The following is an 18,824-nucleotide window of genomic DNA, read 5'->3' as shown; positions in this document are numbered from 1 at the left end:
GCGGCGGGAGGAGGAGACCGGTCCGTGTCGTATGAGAAACTGCCCTGCGGACGTCACGGGGCGATTGCGGCCCGGGTGGCGCGTCGACGAAAGGTTCTTGGAGCATGACCCCCTCGAAAACCGGTCACACCCCCACGGTCGCCGTCATCGGCCTGGGGTACATCGGGCTGCCGACCGCCGCCGTGCTCGCGAGCACGGGTGCGCGCGTGACCGGCGTCGACGTGAAGGACAGCACCGTCGAGGCGGTGAACAAGGGCGAACTGCCCTTCGTCGAACCGGATCTCGGCGCGGTGCTCGCCGGCGCCGTGTCGCAGGGGAACCTGGTGGCCTCGAAGGACGTGCCGCGCGCCGAGAACTACATCATCGCCGTGCCCACGCCGTTCAAGGGCGACCACGAGCCGGACCTCTCCTACGTCGAGGCAGCTGCCGCATCCCTGGCCCCGCAGCTGCAGGGCGGGGAGCTCGTCATCCTCGAATCGACCTCTCCCCCGGGTGCCACCGAGCGCGTGGCCGAGGTGGTCCTCGCCGCACGCCCCGACCTCACCCTGGAGGCGGGGAAGGCGAACACCGTCTACTTCGCGCACTGCCCCGAGCGGGTGCTGCCCGGGCGGATCATGATCGAGCTGCGGACGAACGACCGGATCATCGGCGCGCTCAACGGGGACGCCGGCGCGCGGGCCCGTGAGCTCTACCAGCTGTTCTGCGACGGCGAGTTCCTGCTCACCGACGCGCGGACGGCCGAACTGGCCAAGCTCACCGAGAACGCCTTCCGTGACGTGAACATCGCGTTCGCCAACGAACTCTCGCTCATCGCAGACCGGTTGGACGTCGACGTGTGGGAGCTCATCGAGCTGGCCAACCACCACCCGCGGGTCAACATCCTCCAGCCGGGGCCCGGCGTGGGTGGGCACTGCATCGCCGTCGACCCGTGGTTCATCGTGTCCTCGGCTCCCGAGCAGGCCCGGATCATCCGTGGCGCGCGCGAGGTCAACGACGCCAAGCCCGAGTACGTGCTCGACCAGGTGGTCCCGAAGGCGCAGCGGTTCAAGGAGCCGCGGATCGCCGCGCTCGGGCTCGCATTCAAGCCGGACATCGACGACCTGCGCGAGTCGCCGGCCCTCGACATCACGGTCGAACTGGCCACCCGGCTGCCCGAGGCGTCCGTCATGGCCGTCGAGCCGAACATCGACACCCTGCCGGAGTCCCTGGCCGGGTTGCCGAACGTCGAGCTCGTGGAGTTCGAGAAGGCAGTCGAGGCGGCGGACATCGTGCTGCTGCTCGTCGACCACACGCCCTTCAAGAACTACGACCCCACCCGGCTCACCGAGACGATCGTCTACGACACCCGCGGGGCCTGGCGCCGGAAGTGAGCGGGTTCCCGGCCTGATTGCGAGGTTGATGTCGTTCGGCAGGACTGTTGTCTCGTAGTCACGGACGACTGCGAGACAAGAGTCCTGCGAAACGACATCGAGCTCGTAGTCCCGGATCCGCGGGGTCCGCGGGGCGGCGGGCACGGCTGGAGAGCGGGGCGCCTCGGCCGCGGCGGGATCGGGCAGGTCACAGGATCGGGCAGGTCACAGAACTGCCTGGGCTCCGGGCGGGAGGGCGTGCCATAGAATCGGCGGAGTCCACGACCCGACGGAGAGTGTCCACGATCCATGCAGATCTCTGAACTGGCCGCGCAGCACTCGCTGCACCGCGTGGGAGCGCGGCCGTCGTTCTTCCGCTACCTGGGCGAGGTGTGGAAACGGCGCGACTTCACGTACTCGCTGGCCCGGTACCGGATCAAGAGTGACAACGAGCGCAATCGCCTGGGCATGCTGTGGGTGCTGTTGCGCCCCATCCTCTCCGCTTGCGTGTACGGCCTGGTCTTCGGGCTGATCCTCGGGGACTCGCGGCCGCCGAACTTCATCCCGTTCCTGGTGATCGGTGTGTTCGTCCTCGAGTTCTTCAACTCCTCGATGAACGGCGGGGCCAAGTCGATCATCTCGAACGCCTCGCTCGTGCAGTCGCTGCCGTTCCCGCGGGCGGTGCTGCCGGTGGCCAAGGTGTTCGAGAACCTGTTGAACTTCATGCCCACCCTGCTGCTCATGTTCATCATCACGATGCTGTGGGGCGCGCGGCCCAGCTGGGACTGGTTCCTGTTCATCCCACTCATCGGGCTGTTCTGGATGTTCAACCAGGGGATCGCGTTCATCTTCGCCAGGCTCACGGTGCACCTGCGCGACCTCTCGCAGCTCATCCCGTTCATCAGCCGCCTGATCTTCTACACCTCGGGCGTGTTCTACGAGGTCAAGGACGTGCTGTCGGACTGGCCCCCTGCCGTCATGGCGGTCTACTCCTGGCACCCCCTGCACGAGACCATCACCATCGCCCGCGGGCTGCTGCTCCAGGACTACGAGATGCCCTGGGACTACTGGTGGATGCTGGCGATCTGGGCCGTCGTGACGCTGATCGTCGGCGCCCTGTTCTTCTGGAAGGCGGAGGAGCGTTATGGCCGAGAAGAGTGACGAACCGCTGGTCCCGCACGGGGCCGACGGGGCCGAGGAAGCCCTCGACGAGGCGTCCCGGCAGGACGTCGCCGGCGCCACCGAGGGATCCCACCCGGACGCACTGCACCTGACCGACTCCGAGCTCAGCGGACAGATCGACCACCCCGTCGTCATGTGCGACAACGTGCACGTCGAGTTCAAGACGCTCACGACCGGCAAGCGCGTGAAGCCCTCCGTGTCGTCCGGGCTGCTGCAGCGCGGCCGGGCGATGAAGACGGTGCACGCCCTCAAGGGCGTGAGCTTCGTGGCGAACAAGAACGAGTCGATCGGCATCATCGGGTCGAACGGGTCCGGGAAGTCGACGCTCATGCGTGCGATCACGGGGCTCACCCCGCCCACGCGCGGTGCGGTCTACGCGAGCTCGCGGCCGAACCTGCTCGGCGTCGGGGCCGCGCTGATCCCGGACCTCTCGGGTGGGAACAACATCGTCCTCGGTGGGCTCGCCATGGGCATGAAGCGCGAGGAGATCCTGGCGCAGTACGACGACATCGTCGAGTTCACCGGGCTCAAGAACTTCATCGACATGCCGATGCGGACGTATTCGTCCGGCATGTCCGCGCGGTTGAAGTTCGCGATCGCCACCGCGCGGGAGCACGAGATCCTCATCGTCGACGAGGCGCTGTCCGTCGGCGACAAGTGGTTCCGCAAGAAGTCCGAGAAGCGCATCCGCCAGATCCGCGAGTCCGCCGGTACGGTCTTCCTGGTCAGTCACTCGATGCGATCCATCCGCGACACGTGCACCCGCACGCTGTGGATCGAGAAGGGCGACCTGCGCGCCGACGGCGACACCGCCGAGGTGGTCAAGGAGTACGAGAAGCACCGCTGAGCGACCGGTAGTGGCTCTTGAAGGTAAAACCTTCGGTTGCGGCTTCCGCACGGGTGGGGCGAAGGCCTCCATCGAACACCTTGCGTGCCGCATTGTGCGCCGCCGGTAGGCCGACCGTCTCGACGCCGACCAGGCGGGCTTCCCCGGAGACCCTGGCCTCCCCACCGGCAACGGCTTCCCCACCATCGTGCGAACCGTCACGCGAACCCTCCTCGGGGGCGTCGAACAGGAGCACCTGGAACGTCCCGGCCTCCACGTCGCCCAGGACGAGGGTGTCGAGGTCCTCGACGACCGTGCCCTGACGCCTCGCCACGCTCGCCGCTGAATCGCCGACCGTGAAGACCCGCACCGCGCCCTGGAAACTCCAGTGCCACGGGGTCGTCGTCCAGGGCGCCGTCGCCCGACGGTCAGTTTCCGCCTCCCCTGACCCGGATCCGGCCACCAGGTACTCGCCCAACCATTCGGCCTGGGACATCGCCATCGGCTCGGACTCCAGGCGCCCGAACGCTGCCATCGGCCCCTCGACGATCGTCGCGGCATCACCGATGACATGGACGCCGGGAGTGCGGGACGCCTCGGGAGCGGCCACCGGGCGGAGATGGGCGTCGACCTCGATCGTGCCGTTCGCACGACGCGACCACCCGGACGGCAACGACTCCGCGTTCGCGGCCGCGCCGACGGCGGCCAGCCACAGGGCGTGGCTGCCGTAGTCGGAGGGGTCGGCGTTTTCGACGAAGGCGACACCGGCGGCGGCGTGGAGGTCCATGAGCGCGCGGCCGGTGGTCGGGGTGAGGCCGGGCAGAGGGCGGTCACCGCGGAGGTAGACGGTGGGGTGGTGACCGGCGTCGGCGGCGCCTCGGGCGAGTTCGAGGGCCAGGAAGCCGGAGCCGAGCACGCCGATGTCCAGGTGGGGGTCCTCGTCGGGCCAGTCGGCGGACAGGGCGGTGAGTCGGGTGCGGACGATCTCGGCATCGCCTCGGGAACGGAGTTCGTGGACGGTGCCACCGGGGAGTGGCTCGGGGTAGGTGCGCGCGTGCATGCCGGTCGCGACGACGAGGGTGCGGTACCCGACGATCACCTGACGGTGCAGTGGCGCGTAGGCGGTGAACCCGCCTCCCATGTCGAAGGTGCGGGCGGCGCGGTCGGCCTCATCGGCGGGAGCCACCTCGACGGAGAGGGTGACGGTGTGCTCCTCTGCGTGGACCTCCACGGCGGTGCCCGCGATCTCGTGGGAGGCGTCCCAGGTACGCGGGTAGCCGGTGGTCGTGAGCTCCGGGGTGAACAGGCTCTTGGACAGCGGCGGAAGTTCGACGGTGTCACCGACCTGCGGGTCGACGAGACGGAAGTCGATGCCGGCCGCGTGCAGCCGGTGGGCGAGCGTGGTCCCGGCCAGGCCCGCGCCGAGGATGACGACGGTGGTGTCGAGGGTCGTGTCGACGGGGGTGTCAGCGGTGGTGTCGAGGGTGCGCCCGGAGTCCATACCCCCAGGCTACGCGCGAGGTGGCGGGCCGGACAGCACATGACATGCACCACCACGACACCGCGCTCACCCGCTCGCCACCTGGGGTTTCGCTGCCGAACGGAGCGTGACCGGCACTACTCGCATTGACACGGATCACAGAGCGGTGGTCCTATTTCCTGTCGGCCCCGTGCCGCGATGTGGAATCCGCGTGCCGAACACCGCCCGGGCACCACCCGGCCACCCCGGGGCCCGCCGCCCCTCCGGACGGCGTCACCCCGACCGCAACTCCACACACAACTTCACAGAAGTGGGAACAACACCGTCATGTCCGAACTGATCGCCGCTCTCAACGGAATGATCTGGTCACCCGTCCTCGTCTACCTGTGCCTGGCCGCGGGCGTGTACTTCACCATCGCCACACGCATGGTGCAGCTGCGCGCCCTGCCGGACATGGTCAAGCAGACCTTCCGCGGGGAGAAGTCCGCCGACGGTGTGAGCTCCTTCCAGGCGCTCACCATGTCGCTCGCCGGCCGCGTGGGCACGGGCAACATCGCCGGTGTCGCGACCGCCATCGCCTTCGGTGGCCCCGGCGCCGTCTTCTGGATGTGGGCGGTCGCGTTCCTCGGCGCCTCGACGTCCTTCATCGAATCGACTCTCGGCCAGATCTTCAAGGAACGCGACAAGGACACCGGTGAATACCGCGGCGGTCCGGCCTACTATCTGCTCAAGGCCTACCGCCACACCAAGGCCGCGGGCCTGTTCCGCGTGTGGGCCGCCGTCTTCGCCTTCGTCACGGTGCTCGCGATGACCGTCCTCATGCCCGGCGTCCAGGCCAACGGCATCAGCACCGCGATGGCCGGTGCCTGGGGTGTGAACCCGTGGGTCGTCGCCGTCGGCCTCGTCATCGTGCTCGGCTTCATCGTCATCGGCGGCGTCAAGCGGATCGCCAACTTCGCGCAGGTCGTCGTGCCGGTCATGGCCCTCGTGTACATCCTCATCGCGCTGGTCGTCGTCCTCGTCAACGCGCCCATGATCCCGCAGGTCCTGAACCTCATCTTCTCCTCGGCCTTCGGCGTCCACGCCACCTTCGGCGCCATCATCGGCACCGCCGTCGAGTGGGGCGTCAAGCGCGGCATCTACTCGAACGAGGCCGGCCAGGGCACCGGCCCCCACGCCTCCGCCGCGTCCGAGGTCTCCCACCCCGCCAAGCAGGGCCTCGTCCAGGCGGGCTCGGTCTACATCGACACCCTGTTCGTCTGCTCGGCCACGGCCTTCATGATCCTGTCGACCGGCATGTACCGCGTCTTCGAGGGCGGTTCCGAGGACGGCGCCGTGCTCGCCGAGGGCGGCAACCTGGGCGCGGACGTCGGCGTGGGCCCCGGCTTCGCCCAGGGCGCCTTCGACACGCTCATGCCGGGCGTGGGCGCGAGCTTCATCGCCGTCTCGCTCGCCTTCTTCGCCTTCACCACGATCGTCGCCTACTACTACATGGCCGAGACGAACCTCAAGTACCTCATGCGCCGCCTCGACCACCCCGGCGCCCGCCAGGTCCTCGTCCGCCTCCTCCAGGCCGCCATGCTCGTCGCCTGCGCCTGGGGCGCGACGACCACCGCGACCGAGGCGTGGGCCCTCGGCGACATCGGCGTCGGCCTCATGGCCTGGTTCAACATCCTCGGCATCCTCGTCCTGCAGGTGCCGGCCCTCAAGGCCCTGCGCGACTACGAACGCCAGAAGAAGTCCGGCCTCGACCCGCGCTTCGACCCCGCCACACTCGGCATCCGCAACGCCGACTTCTGGGCGGGGTCCGCGCCGGGCACCGACACCGCCGGCACCTCCCGCTCTGAGGACGGCACGCCCTCCCCCGCCGCCGAGGCGCCCCGCCCCTGACACCACCTCGCCCGTGATCGGCCACCCCCGGTGGCCGGCGTGCGCGGCAGCCACCTCCTGTGGCGACCGCCACGGGTCTGGACAGGGGGCCTTCCCCGGTCGGACAGTGAGTCGTTCCCCTCCTGCCGTCCGGGAAGGCCCCTTCGTCATGTCCGCGTCCATGCTGCTCACCTCTGCCGTCGACGCGGTGAATGCCGTCGTCTGGTCCCCGGCACTCGTCTACCTGTGCCTGGCGGCGGGCTCGGTGTACCTCGACACGCTCGTGCCAGGGATCGGCGCGGGGTTCGTGGCGGTGTCGGTGGCGTTCTTCGCATTCACGACGATCCTCGCCTACTACTACATGGCCGACACGAACCTCGCCTTCCTCTTCCGGAACCGGCGTGGGCGCGTACCCGGGGCCGCGCACGCGGTCGCCACCCGGCTCGTCCAGGTGCTGCTCGTCGGGGCGACCTTCCTCGGCGCGGTGACCTCGACCGAGACGGCCTGGGCCATGGGCGACATCGGTGTCGGGGTGATGGCCTGGCTCAACATCCTCGGGATCCTCGCCCTGCAGAGGCCGGCCCTCGCCCTGCTGCGCGACTACCGCCGACAGGTCCGCCTGGGCCTCGACCCGGTCCTCGACGCGGGCACCCTCCGCTCACTCGGCATCAGGAACGCGGGATTCTGGGACCGCCGAGGCGCCACCCACCACCATCCATAGGCCTTCCTAGAGGAAGGCACTCCTCGAGCTCCAGTGTGGAAGGATTGGCGTTTTCCGGATCGAGATCCGCCAGTCCTTCCACACTGGAGTTCGTCACGAACGGACCTCGGCTTCGAGTCTTCGCGCAAAGCTCTCGAGTGTCGAAGGGTAGGGGCTGCTCGTGGCTGCGTTTCTCAGCGCCGACGCCAGAGCACTCCGCACTGCCACCGTCGACCGCTTCCCGGCTGCTTTACGCCGGTCCGCGAACTTCTTCTTCCAGGTTGACAGCACTCGGAGCCGGTTCTGGGTCAACGTACGCGAGTTGAGGTTCAGGATCTCGTCGATGACCCTCTGTGCGTCAGCCGCGGTACGCATGGAGCGGACGACCTCCACTGTGCCGTCATGTTTGACCTCGACGAGCGACGGAATCTCCGCGGGTAGACCCTTGGGGTTGTCCATGTCCTCGCAGATGTGAGTGTTGCCCTTGCTCTTGTCGCAGGTCTCCTCTCCCGTGCCTTCATGGCCGTCACAACAGAGAAGGAGGTTTCCGATGGCCAGGTCGGCAGCTACCGATCCACCTTTTCTCACAGTCACACCGGTACGTTTCTGGCACTCGCCGTCGGCGGAGGTCACAAGAAGACTCTGGGGGTGGAAATGCTCGATCCGCGTGGACGACGACTTGCTGATGTCTCTCTCGCAGTAAGCACACCGCCCGCCCTGCTGGCGCAAGAGGTGCTCCCGCAGTTCTTCCTTCAGCACGGAATCAGAATTGAGATCCACGTCATAGGTAGCAGCCGGATACTTCTGAACGAAGGTGATGAAAGACTGCGGAGGATCCGCCCGGGCGATCCTGTACATGGTCAGTCCAGTTCTTCGAAGGCCATGTGGACATCCGCTTGCTGCAATTCCTCGATTCTCTCGGTTCCTCCGAGTTCGTCGAGCTCAGCGCGCAACTGCACGGCCTCGTCGCCGTGTCCGTCGCCGTCGAACACTAGCTCGAGGTACCGGTCCTTCTTCCTTCTGATCCCGTCGATGTCCGGGTCGGGGTCCACTCCCTGGACCTCATGCAACACCACGTCCGACCGAAGACCCTTGGAGTAGTCCGGAACTCTCACCCGTGCCCCGTCCAGGATCCGGATCCTTTCAGGATCCACCGTCCCGATGACCTGAGGACTATGAGTTGTGAGGACGAACTGCACACGTGGGAAGGTCCGAAGAAGCTGAGGAACGATTTGCTGTTGCCATACGGGGTGCAGATGGAGGTCGATCTCATCGACGAGAACGATGCCAGGGGTCGACTCGAGGAGTCCTGACGATCCGAGGTGCGGGTTCGCCCGCGCCATCCGGCTCGCGAGGTCGATCGCCAATCCCGCTGCGATCCTGGCCCCTGAGGCAAGGGACGAAAGGGGAAGCCTCAATCCATCCCGGTCCCGCAGGGTCAGCCCTCCGACGGTGTCGTTCCACCGCAAGGACGACCACCCGACCGGTTCGAGAATGGAAGAGCATGCCGCATCGATGGCCTCGAACTGACGCTTGACTGCACGTGGTTCCACGTCGCCGAACGCCTGTGCGCGCAGAATCTCCTTGTCCAACCGAGACACGTATTCTGAGATCCTCTTGAGATCGGACCCGTGACTGAGCGCATCGGAGTAGGCATCCAATCGAGAGGCGTCGATCGTGCCCTGCCCGCGCCGAGATCTCACCAGACGCTCCACCCCGTACATGGCCACCACCGGGAGGACCGCCTGAAAGCCTGTGTCACCGGATCCTCCAGGAACTCCGATCGCGCGTTCCTGAAGATCCTCCATCGGCTCACGCACACGCCCCGGTGCATAAGTGGAGTTGTTGTCCGGCGTCGCCAGGGCCCGGTCCCATTCCACCCGGGCTCCGTCGAGTATCCCCGTGGCTGCGATCCGCACTGGGTACTTCCTCTCGACGGTGCCGACCGCGTCGCGGGAGTCCAGCGAGCGAGCCACCGCCGTGGCATCCGTATGCGCCACATGAAGCGGAGAATCCCCACTGCCCAGGTCGCTCGCACGTCCGGTGAGTACACCGAGCGGAATTCGGAGCATGATCGCCAGTGCGTCGAGGACTGCGGTCTTGCCGCTACCGTTCCGCCCCACGAGCAGCGTCAAGCGTCGGTCGAGGTCGATCTCCGTCGATTCGAGATTCCTGAAGTTCGTCAGTGACAGACGCTCGATGTACCAGTCGTCGGTGGTCATGTGCTCACCGTATCTCTTTGCCCACGGCTCGACTCGGAACGTGGTGAATCGACTGTGCGCAGTTCGGCGTCTGACCGAGGTCAGGACGCCGAACTGCGCACAGTCGATTCAGATCACTTCAGCGATTCAGATCACTTCAGCGATTCAGATCACTTGAGGCGCTGACCGGCCGAGCCGAGGTTCTGGCTGGCCTCGACCACGCGCTGGGCCATGCCCGCCTCGGCGGCCTTGCCCCAGGCGCGGGGGTCGTACTGCTTCTTGTTGCCGACCTCGCCGTCGATCTTGAGCACACCGTCGTAGTTGCGGAACATGTGCTCGACCGCCGGGCGGGTGAAGGCGTACTGGGTGTCGGTGTCGATGTTCATCTTCACCACACCGTTGGCGACCGCCTCGGCGATCTCCTCGGGCAGCGAACCGGAGCCGCCGTGGAACACGAGGTCGAAGGGACGTTCCTTGCCGACCTCCTGGCCGACGGCGTCCTGGATCTCCTTGAGCAGCTCCGGGCGCAGCTTCACGTTGCCCGGCTTGTACACGCCGTGGACGTTCCCGAAGGTGAGCGCCGTGAGGTAGCGGCCCTTCTCACCGGTGCCGAGTGCCTTGGCCGTGGCCAGGCCGTCCTCGACGGTGGTGTACAGCTGCTCGTTGATCTCGTTCTCGACGCCGTCCTCCTCGCCGCCGACCACGCCGATCTCGACCTCGAGGATCGTCTTGGCCTTGGCGGAGAGCTCCAGGAGCTCCTCGGCGATCTGCAGGTTCTCGTCCAGCGGCACGGCCGACCCGTCCCACATGTGCGACCCGAACAGCGGGTCACGGCCGGCGGCGACCTCCTCGGCGCTGATCGCCAGCAGCGGCTTGACCCAGTGCTCGACGGCGTCCTTGGGCGCGTGGTCGGTGTGGAGGACGATGTTGACGTCGTAGCTCTTGGCGACCTCCTTGGCGAAGGCGGCGAAGGCCACCGCGCCACGCACGCGGTCCTTGATGGTCGGGCCGGACATGTACTCGGCGCCACCGGTGGAGATCTGGATGATCCCGTCGGACTCGGCCTCGGCGAAGCCCCGGATGGCGGCGTTGATCGTCTGCGAGGACGTGCAGTTCACGGCGGGGTACGCGAAACCGCCGGCCTTCGCACGGTCGATGAGTTCGGTGTAGACCTCAGGGGTTGCGATCGGCATGGGTTCTCCTTCGAAGTCGTGTCCCACCGCCACGGGTCGTCCGTGTGAGGGATGTCCGGGATCCACCGGCAAGTCTGTCATGTGGACAGCGCGTGGAACCAGTCCCGCACCGGGCGGGCCGCCCACTCCCAGCCGCACGCCAGGTTCCGGACCTCCGCTCCACACCGTTCCCGAATCGTGTCACCACGTTCGCGGCCCAGTCACCGGGGCCTGGCTAGTCTGGCGGACATGACCCCAGGCCAGGACCCCACCACCGGCGGCGTTGCCTCACCCACCCCGCACTCCCCCGCTCCCGAGGCGCCCCGCGGTTTCGTACCCGGCGGGGCGGCGAGCAAGCGGGCCATCGGTTCGTGGGCGCTGTGGGACTGGGGGTCGGCGGCGTTCAACGCCGTCATCGTCACCTTCGTGTTCGCGCCCTATCTGACCAGCGCGGTCGCGGCCGACGAGGCCTCCGGGTCCGAGGCGCTGGGCATCGCGACCGGCCTCGCGGGCCTGGCGATCGCCCTGTTGGCACCGGCGGCGGGCATGCGCGCGGACAGTTCCGGGCGGCACAAGCTGTGGCTGGGGGTCAACTCCGCGCTCATGGTCCTCGCGATGCTCGGCATGTTCTTCGTCCGTGACACCCCCGACCACCTGCTGCTCGGCCTCGTCCTCATGGGTGTGGGCAGCGTGTTCTTCGAGCTCGGCGAGGTCAGCTACAACGGCATGCTCACACGGATCTCGACGCAGGAGACCGCCGGGCGGATCTCCGGGTTCGGATGGGGCATGGGGTACTTCGGCGGGCTCGTGTTGCTCGTCATCCTCCTGTTCACCGTCATCCAACCGGAGGTCGGGCTGTTCGGCGCCACCGACGAGGACGGGCTGCGCTACCGGATCGTCGCCGTGGCTGCGGCGGCGTGGTTCGCGGTGTTCGCCCTGCCGGTCCTGCTGTTCGGTCCCAAGGACGTGCCGGCGCCCGTCCCGCCGGAACTCGCGGGTGGGGGTGTGATCGGCTGGGCCAGGCGTGCGCTGCTCGGCTGGTGGGCAGGGTACCGGCACGTGGTGGCGCGGATCGTCGAACTCTTCCGCGCCGATCGGAACACGTTCTGGTTCTTCGTCGCCTCGGCGATCTTCCGCGACGGGCTCGCCACGATCTTCGCGTTCGCGGGCGTCATCGCCGCCGGTTCCTACGGGTTCTCCGGCGCCGAGGTGATCTACCTGGGCGTCGCCGCCAATGTCGTCGCGGGGCTCGGCGCGGTCGTCGCCGGCTGGTTCGACGACCGGTTCGGGCCCAAGGTGGTCATCGTCGTCGGGCTCGTGTGCCTGATCCTCGGGGCGGTGCCGATCGTCGTGACGGACGACAAGACCGTCTTCTGGATCGCGGCGATGTGGCTGTGCCTGTTCGTCGGACCCGTGCAGTCCTCCTCGCGCGCGTTCCTCTCCCGCATCACCCCGCCGGAGCGCGCCGGGGTGAACTTCGGGCTCTACGCGACGACCGGTCGTGCGGTCTCCTTCATCGGTCCCATGCTCTTCACCGCTTTCATCGCACTCCTCGGGTTCCAGCGGGCGGGTGCCCTCGGCATCGCGGTGGTCCTCGCCGTGGGCCTGGTCGTCATCCTGTTCGTGAAGTCCCCGCAGCGGTGAGGTGCGGCAGCACCACTCCGGTGAAGCACCGGGAACCGCGCTCCCTGGCTCGTCTCGTCCGTAATCGGGAGGGATGAGCGACCCCGACGGACACGAATACTTCCGCTTCCCGTTGCCCCTCCTCGGCGCCTCGGGAGCGGAGAAGACCGACAGGTGGTTCCGCACCGCGGCCATTCTGTCCGGCCTGCTCCTGGCAGGCATGATCGTCCTGACGGTGACCGGCATCCCGATGCGCGACGGCGACCCCGTCGACCCGGTCCTCTGGCTCGTCGTGGTCGCGGCGATCGCGTTCACGGGAGTGCTCGGCGTCCTCCGACTCCGGGTCGGGAAGGCACGAGCGGACGGGATCGCGGAGGATGGGCACGCGTCGACCGCCGACACCGCCCACATCCCTGTCACCTCCCTCGTCGTCCGCGAGAAGGGGTTCGAGACCCGGCACGGCCTTCGCGTGGCCTGGACCGAGCTGGAGAAGATCGTCGTCGCCCAGGGTCCCGGTGACGCGAGTACACCTTCCTCGGCGATCACCCCGTGGCACCGATCCGGGTCGACGACGCCGAGTTGCAGGCCCTGCTCACCCACCTCGACGAGCAGGGCGCACGCCACGGCGTCCCGATCGAACGTCCCGCGGCGCCACCCGCGCCATGATCGTCCTGGAACACATGGTCCGGTTCCACGCGAACGCGTCCGTCCAGGCTGCCTGAGCATGAGCAACGACCACTACGGCCACGAGTACTTCCGGTTCATGGAAGCCGCCGACCACACTGACCGCGGCGCGGCCATACGACGCACCGGCTTCATGCTCATCGGGATGGGCGTGACGGGCGCCGTCATCTTCACGGCCATGGCCTTCACGATCTTCGCCGGGGAGATCACCCAGTGGCTGCTCCTCGGCGTGGCCGTCTTCGACCTCGTCGCCATGGGGTTCCTCGGATACCGCCGCGTGAAGCAGGGGCAGGAACGCTCACGGGAGACCGTGTCCGGTCCGACCACCACGCTCGTCGTCCGCGACCAGGGCTTCGAGACCCGCGGTGGCCTCCAGGTGCCGTGGACCGAACTCACGCAGGTGGCCGTCATCCGGACCGACAACCCCTGGGGAGAACAGAAGGGCGCGATCATCGATTTCACTCCGCGAGACCCGAGTGCCCTCGCCGCGCAGCCCTTCGAAGGACAGTGGACCAGACCCAAGGACGACGGCACCCTCACCGTCTCCGTGCACGGTGAACTCCCCCGGATCGATGCACTCGTCTCACACCTCGAACAGCAGGCTCGACGATTCGGACTGGCGTTCAGTCTGGAAGGACCGCTCTGAAGCTCACCGCTTCTTCTTCGGAACCCTCGCCGCCTTGAGTTCCCGCGCACGGGCGCGGTCGACGGCGCCGTGCTCGCGCTTCGTCGCCTCGCGCAGTTTCTTCTCCGCGTCCTCCAGCGCCTTGCACGCCTCGCGGACGGTTTTCTCGGCGGCCCGCCTGGCCGCGCGCTCCTTCTTCACCCGCTCGTCCTTCGGGTAGAGGGTCGCGTGCTCCGCAGCGGCCGTCTCCGCAGGCTTCTCCTCCACGCCGTCCCCCGCCGCCGAGGCGCCCTCCCCTCCGGACTCCCCCACACCCTGTTCCTCCGGACCGAGCCGGGGACGTTCACCCTCGCCCACTCGCGGCGCGGTGATCCACAGATCCTCGGTGTCGGTGAGGGGACCCCGCACGAAAGCCTGCTCAGAAGTGGTCGGATCCTCGTCGCCCGCCGCACCGGCGGGCGGCCCGGCGGTGGGCACCCGGGTGGAGGGCGCCTCGGCGGCGGGTTCCACGAGTGGTGCCACCCGCGCGATGTGGGCGTCCAGCCCGTCGATCACCCGTTCGAGGGCGTAGCCGGGATCGGCAGAGGTGGCCCGGTCGAGGTCGGTGTCCGCGTCGACGAGCACGCGGTGGAGGGCGGGGTACGCCTCGGGGGTGACGAAATGGCGCAGGACCCGGTCGAGGGAGGTGGGGCCCTCGGGGGCGGTCGCCTCCTGGCGGGATGCCTCGGACTGGCGGGACACCTCGGACTGCCAGCGGCCCAGACCCGCGAGGAGCACGCCGGTGGCGAGCGCGTCCTCCGAGGGCAGGCCGGTCGGTTCGAGCACTCCGAGCAGGGCGTCGGTCCACGCGAGCGCGTTCGGGGTCGAGGGCGCGGACGGGGCCGGCAGGTCGAGGATCCAGGGATGCGCCCGGTGTGCGGCGCGCTGCTCCCGGTGCCAGGCGCGCAGGCCGTCGGCCCAGGTGGGCGCCTCGGTGATGGACAGCGGCGGGAGGCCGATCGCCACCTCGCCCATGAGCATGAGCAGCTCGTCCTTGCTCGTGACGTACCGGTAGAGCGACATCGTCGTGTAGCCCAGGCGCTTGGCGACGGCCGCCATCGAGACGGCGACCAGACCGCCCTCGTCGGCGAGCGCGACGCCGGCCTCGACGATCTTCTCGACGCTCAGCTCCCTCTTGGGCCCGCGGGACGGCGCGGCCGCCACGCCCCAGGCGAGCGCCATGCCGCGCGGGAGGGCCTGGAGTTCGTCCTCGGTGAGGCTGGGGGTGGAGTCCTCGGAGGAAGCGGGGTCGGAATCGGTCACGGCGCGCATCCTATCCCCGGGGATTGCGAACCCCGTGGGCGCATCCCGAAATCGACTGTGCGCAGTTTGGCGTCCGACCCGGGTCGAAACGCCAAACCGCGCACAGTCGATCGAGCGCCACCCCTTGACATGACATTGGACGCGTGTCCAATATTGAACATGCGTCCAATCGAGCCCGAGGAGACACCCGCGACCGGCGTCCGCACCTACTCCCCTGCCGCGCGCAACACCGCCCCGCACACCGCCGAGAAGATCCTCGACGCTGCGGTCCTCCTGTTCGCCGACCGGGGGTTCCGCGCGACGACCGTCCGGCAGGTCGCCGAACAGGCCGGGGTCTCACTCGGTCTCGTCCACCACCACTTCGGGTCGAAGGCCGCACTCCGGAAGGCCTGCGACGCCCATGTCGTCGACCGGATCATGACGTTCAAGCAGGAGAACACCGCGCAGGCGTTCAGCTTCGGCATCGACTACGCGGGGCTGCTGGCCGGGGACATGGGGCACCTGATCGACTACCTGGAGCGTCTGCTCCTCGAACCCTCCGAGCAGACCTTCGACCTGTTCCGCCACTTCACCGCCGCCGCCGAGACCGCCCTCCACACGGACATCGACGGCATCCGCCTGCGTCCCGGCGCCGATACCCACGCCCGCGCCGCACTCGTCACCGGACTCGGCCTCTCGACCCTCGTCTTCGCCCGCCACTACGCCGACGCCCTCGCTCCCGACTCCCCCTTCGACCGCGCGGCGCTGCTCCAACGGATCGCCCCGGAACTGCTCGACATCTTCACCCACGGGCTCATCGTCCCCGACTCCACACCGCCGACTGCCGGTACCGCGAACGGTGCCGGCACCACGACGACTCCCACCCCCGATCCGGAGGAGGACTCATGACCAGCTCGGCCATCTCGATCGACGGACTGGTGAAGACCTACGGGAAGGTCCGCGCTCTCGACGGACTCGACCTGGAGGTCCCGCACGGCTCCGTCGTCGGCGTCATCGGACCCAACGGCGCCGGCAAGTCGACGACGATGAAGACGCTCGTCGACCTCGCCCGCCCCACCGCCGGCACCGTTCGCGTCCTCGGGCACGAGCCCCGTACCGGTGGCCCCGCCCTGCGCCGGCGCCTCGGCTACCTGCCCGGCGAATTCACCCTCGACGCGCGGGTGACCGGACGCCAGATCCTCCGCTACTTCTGCCGTCTGGGCGCCCCGGGCGCCGTCGACGCGATCGACCCGCTGGCCGATCGCCTGGGTCTCGACCCCGACCGCCCCATCCGCCAACTCTCCAAGGGCAACAAGCAGAAGGTCGGACTCGTCCAGGCCTTCGTCCACCGACCCGAGGTCCTCGTCCTCGACGAGCCCACCTCCGGCCTCGACCCCCTCGTCCAGCGGGAGTTCCTGGCCCTCGTCCGCGAGGCGCGTGAGGCAGGCACCACCGTCTTCCTCTCCTCGCACGTCCTCGGCGAGATCGACGAGGTCGCCGACTCCGCAGCCGTCCTGCGCCGCGGCCGGATCGTCTTCTCCGACTCGGTCGCCGGCCTGCGCGAACGTGCCGGTAACCGCCTGCGGGCCGTGCTCCGGGGTGACATCGGCGCCGACGACCTCGCCCGCGCCCTCCCCGCGGCGTCCCTGCAGGTGACGGCCTCGACCGACGGCACCCACGAGGTGACCGGCACCGTGCCGGGCTCCGTGCCGGCCGCCGCCGTTCTCGCCTTCCTCAACATCCACGAGATACTCGACTTCGCCTTCCACCCACGCGACTTCGAGGAGTCCGTCCTCGAGATGTACGAGGACCACCCGACTCCCGGAACGGAGGACCGGTCATGAGCACGACGACCACGCGGTCGGCCCGCGTCCACACCGAACCCGTCCGCGCCACGCGGGCGCTGGCCCTCACCACCTACGAGCTGCGGTGCTCCTGGCGCAGCCTCGTCGTCTGGTCGATCGTCCTCGTGGCGGTCGGCAGCATGTACCTCTCGCTCTACTCGGGCATGGCGGACACCTTCGCCGCCGATTCCGAGATGATGGCCGCGATGCCCGAGGAGCTCATGAATGCCTTCGGCGGAGCCGCGGCGATGTCGACGGCCGCAGGCTACGCACAGGCCACCTACCTGGGACTCCTCGGTTTCGCGCTGGCCTCGGTCGCGGCGATCGGCTGGGCCGGCAAGGCGATCGCCGGCCAGGAGGAGGCCGGGGACCTGGAGCTCGTCCTCTCCCACGGAGTCTCCCGCCTCGACCACTACGCCCAGCAGTCCCTCGCCCTGCTCATCCGGGTGGGCGCGCTCGGTGCGGTCTCCTGGGCCATGATCGCGGGGATCAGCGAGGCGACCGACCTCGACATGGACCCGGCCCACATCCCCGCCGGCGTCGCCTCGCTCATGGCACTCGTCCTGTTGGCCGGAGTCACGGCGCTGGCCGCCGGGGCCGCCACGGGCCGGAAGTTGTGGGCCAGTGGCACGGCGGCCGGGGTGCTCGTCGTGTCCTACATGCTCAATGCGATCGGCTCCCAGAGCGAGGACACCGAGGATCTCCTGCCCTTCAGCCCGTACCACTGGGCCTACGGGAACGAGCCGCTCGCGAACGGTTGGTCACCGGAGGTCCTCGGGGTCGTCGGCCTCACGGTCGGCATCTGGCTGGTCGGCCTGGCCGACTTCACCCGTCGCGACCTCGGGCACTGAGAGCTCCGGTCGGTGCGGTCAGCCCCAGTCGAAGGTGAGTGCCACGGTGCGCGACTCCGGTTCGACGAAGAGGAGGATCGCGTCCGGACCCTCGTGCCGCCACGGGTACCCGGCGGTCGCCGCCACGAAGTGGAAGGCGCGGCCGTCTGCCAGACGCAGGGTCGGGCCGGCATCCGGATCGTCGCCTGGGCCGCCACCCGGCTCGTCGAGTCTCAGCGCCGCCGGTGGCCCGAACGCCGTCCAGTTCCCCCACCCGGGCCCGCCGCCGAGGCGGTCCACCGCCGGCAGATCCGTGCCCCATCCGTCCCGCACCCGGGTCGGATCGTCGTGGTCGCCGAAGGTGAGCGTGTGCAGGCGCCGGTACCTCGCGCTGCTGCCCGCGAACTCGGCGTTCGCGCGCTCGACGTGTGAAGGATCCGCGGTGAGGACCTCCGGGTCGCCCAGGAACCGGTACCGCCCCGCTTCGTCGGCGCGGAAGAGCAACCAGTTGGGCGCGGTGTGGGCGCGGGTGTCCGGGTCGAGGTCGTCCGTTGGTTCGTGGCCCTCCCCGAGGACACCGTCGACGGGCACGATCGGATTCACCAGATGGACGGGCCCGAACGCGGCGAGCGCACGCCAGGTCTCCGGAGCGAACACCGTCTCGCCCGCCGGGGAGGCGTCGTCCGCCGACGAGGTGTCACCCGACAGTGCAGCGGGGTCGATCGTCACGAGCGGGTGGATCAGAGCGGCCGTTTCGGCACTCCCGTGGCCGAATACCGTCGAGGAATCCGGGAAGACGGTGATCCCGGGGTCGGACGGGAACGCGGGGCGCCCCGTGCCCGCGGCGGATGGTGTCGCTGGGGTGGAGGGCACCTCGGGCGCGTACTGCGGGGGCGGGGCGGCGACGTCGGGGCCGGTGTCGGCGGCGAGGTCGGCCGGCACCGACCAGGTGGACTCGAAGGTGTCCAGTGGACCCCGGAGGTCCGACTCGGCCCGGTGCAGGAGTGCCTCGGCGCGGTCGGGGTCGTCGACGTCCAGGCGCACGACGGCCACGCGGTCGTCGAGGCGACGGATCTCCAGGTGCCCGACGGGACCGGTGGGTTCCCAGGACGGGACGAATGCGGCTTCGTAGACGGTATCGGCGCTGATCCGGCTCAT

The 18,824-nt window shown here is 68.8% G+C and carries 16 protein-coding genes; 10 read left to right on the top strand and 6 right to left on the bottom strand.

Translation table 11 applies throughout. The features are described 5' to 3' along the window. Positions 1-104 precede the first annotated feature (104 nt). The 3 genes from wecC (at position 105) to AAD496_RS13535 (ending at position 3,378) form a co-directional block, all read left to right on the top strand. Positions 105-1,370 carry a UDP-N-acetyl-D-mannosamine dehydrogenase gene (gene wecC / locus AAD496_RS13545; protein ID WP_349829346.1) on the top strand — a complete coding sequence of 422 codons (1,266 nt, stop codon included), beginning with the start codon at positions 105-107 and terminating at the stop codon, positions 1,368-1,370. A gap of 288 nt (positions 1,371-1,658) precedes the next feature. Continuing rightward, positions 1,659-2,510 carry an ABC transporter permease gene (locus AAD496_RS13540; RefSeq protein WP_349829345.1) on the top strand — a complete coding sequence of 284 codons (852 nt, stop codon included), beginning with the start codon at positions 1,659-1,661 and terminating at the stop codon, positions 2,508-2,510. 154 nt (positions 2,511-2,664) lie between these two features. Further along, the gene (locus tag AAD496_RS13535) at positions 2,665-3,378 is read left to right on the top strand and encodes an ABC transporter ATP-binding protein (protein ID WP_349829354.1); all 714 of its coding nucleotides are present in this window, start codon (positions 2,665-2,667) and stop codon (positions 3,376-3,378) included. Here the strand turns inward: AAD496_RS13535 and AAD496_RS13530 are convergent. Continuing rightward, positions 3,353-4,858: an FAD-dependent oxidoreductase gene (locus AAD496_RS13530; protein WP_349829344.1), complete on the bottom strand. Its 1,506-nt coding sequence runs from the start codon at positions 4,856-4,858 to the stop codon at positions 3,353-3,355. The two genes, AAD496_RS13535 and AAD496_RS13530, sit on opposite strands and share 26 nt — an antisense overlap. A 306-nt stretch (positions 4,859-5,164) precedes the next feature. On the opposite strand from AAD496_RS13530, the gene AAD496_RS13525 reads away from it, so the two are divergent. Both AAD496_RS13525 and AAD496_RS13520 read left to right on the top strand, forming a co-directional pair. Next, positions 5,165-6,727, top strand: a complete 1,563-nt coding sequence (locus AAD496_RS13525; RefSeq protein WP_349829343.1) for an alanine/glycine:cation symporter family protein — start codon at positions 5,165-5,167, stop codon at positions 6,725-6,727. A gap of 148 nt (positions 6,728-6,875) precedes the next feature. Next, positions 6,876-7,427 (top strand): alanine:cation symporter family protein, encoded by a 552-nt coding sequence (locus AAD496_RS13520; protein ID WP_349829342.1) that lies wholly within the window; start codon positions 6,876-6,878, stop codon positions 7,425-7,427. Positions 7,428-7,520: 93 nt separating this feature from the next. Here the strand turns inward: AAD496_RS13520 and AAD496_RS13515 are convergent, their stop codons facing one another. The 3 genes from AAD496_RS13515 to fbaA all read right to left on the bottom strand — a co-directional run bounded on the left by AAD496_RS13515 (position 7,521) and on the right by fbaA (position 10,800). Beyond that, complete coding sequence (locus tag AAD496_RS13515) at positions 7,521-8,264, bottom strand: retron system putative HNH endonuclease (RefSeq protein ID WP_349829341.1); 744 nt, start codon at positions 8,262-8,264, stop codon at positions 7,521-7,523. Between the two features lie 2 nt (positions 8,265-8,266). Next, positions 8,267-9,628: an AAA family ATPase gene (locus AAD496_RS13510; protein WP_349829340.1), complete on the bottom strand. Its 1,362-nt coding sequence runs from the start codon at positions 9,626-9,628 to the stop codon at positions 8,267-8,269. A gap of 149 nt (positions 9,629-9,777) precedes the next feature. Next, positions 9,778-10,800, bottom strand: a complete 1,023-nt coding sequence (fbaA, locus tag AAD496_RS13505) for a class II fructose-bisphosphate aldolase (RefSeq protein ID WP_349829339.1) — start codon at positions 10,798-10,800, stop codon at positions 9,778-9,780. A 228-nt stretch (positions 10,801-11,028) separates the two neighbouring features. On the opposite strand from fbaA, the gene AAD496_RS13500 reads away from it, so the two are divergent. Both AAD496_RS13500 and AAD496_RS13495 read left to right on the top strand, forming a co-directional pair. Continuing rightward, entirely contained in the window at positions 11,029-12,423 is a 1,395-nt protein-coding gene (locus AAD496_RS13500) for an MFS transporter (protein WP_349829338.1), read from the top strand. A 73-nt stretch (positions 12,424-12,496) separates the two neighbouring features. Further along, entirely contained in the window at positions 12,497-13,732 is a 1,236-nt protein-coding gene (locus AAD496_RS13495; protein ID WP_349829337.1) for a DUF1129 domain-containing protein, read from the top strand. Positions 13,733-13,735: 3 nt separating this feature from the next. Here the strand turns inward: AAD496_RS13495 and AAD496_RS13490 are convergent, their stop codons facing one another. Beyond that, on the bottom strand, positions 13,736-15,013 hold the full coding sequence (locus tag AAD496_RS13490) for a TetR/AcrR family transcriptional regulator (protein WP_349829336.1): 1,278 nt from the start codon (positions 15,011-15,013) through the stop codon (positions 13,736-13,738). Between the two features lie 159 nt (positions 15,014-15,172). On the opposite strand from AAD496_RS13490, the gene AAD496_RS13485 reads away from it, so the two are divergent. Genes AAD496_RS13485 through AAD496_RS13475 form a run of 3 tightly spaced genes read left to right on the top strand, consistent with a single transcriptional unit; the run spans position 15,173 to position 17,687 of the window. Then, positions 15,173-15,901 (top strand): TetR/AcrR family transcriptional regulator, encoded by a 729-nt coding sequence (locus tag AAD496_RS13485; protein WP_349829335.1) that lies wholly within the window; start codon positions 15,173-15,175, stop codon positions 15,899-15,901. Next, positions 15,898-16,836, top strand: coding sequence for an ABC transporter ATP-binding protein (locus AAD496_RS13480; protein ID WP_349829334.1), 939 nt, complete (start codon positions 15,898-15,900; stop codon positions 16,834-16,836). Before AAD496_RS13485 ends, AAD496_RS13480 begins: the two co-directional genes overlap by 4 nt. After that, on the top strand, positions 16,833-17,687 hold the full coding sequence (locus tag AAD496_RS13475; protein WP_349829333.1) for an efflux permease Rv1217c-related protein: 855 nt from the start codon (positions 16,833-16,835) through the stop codon (positions 17,685-17,687). Before AAD496_RS13480 ends, AAD496_RS13475 begins: the two co-directional genes overlap by 4 nt. 18 nt (positions 17,688-17,705) lie before the next feature. Here AAD496_RS13475 and AAD496_RS13470 read toward each other — a convergent pair whose 3' ends face one another. Continuing rightward, positions 17,706-18,824 carry a hypothetical protein gene (locus tag AAD496_RS13470; protein WP_349829332.1) on the bottom strand — a complete coding sequence of 373 codons (1,119 nt, stop codon included), beginning with the start codon at positions 18,822-18,824 and terminating at the stop codon, positions 17,706-17,708.

Source organism: Brevibacterium litoralis, from assembly GCF_040212315.1.
GTDB classification, from domain to species: Bacteria; Actinomycetota; Actinomycetes; order Actinomycetales; family Brevibacteriaceae; genus Brevibacterium; species Brevibacterium litoralis.
The sequence above is the reverse complement of the archived record's forward strand: the minus strand, read 5'-3'. Positions and strand labels throughout refer to the sequence as shown.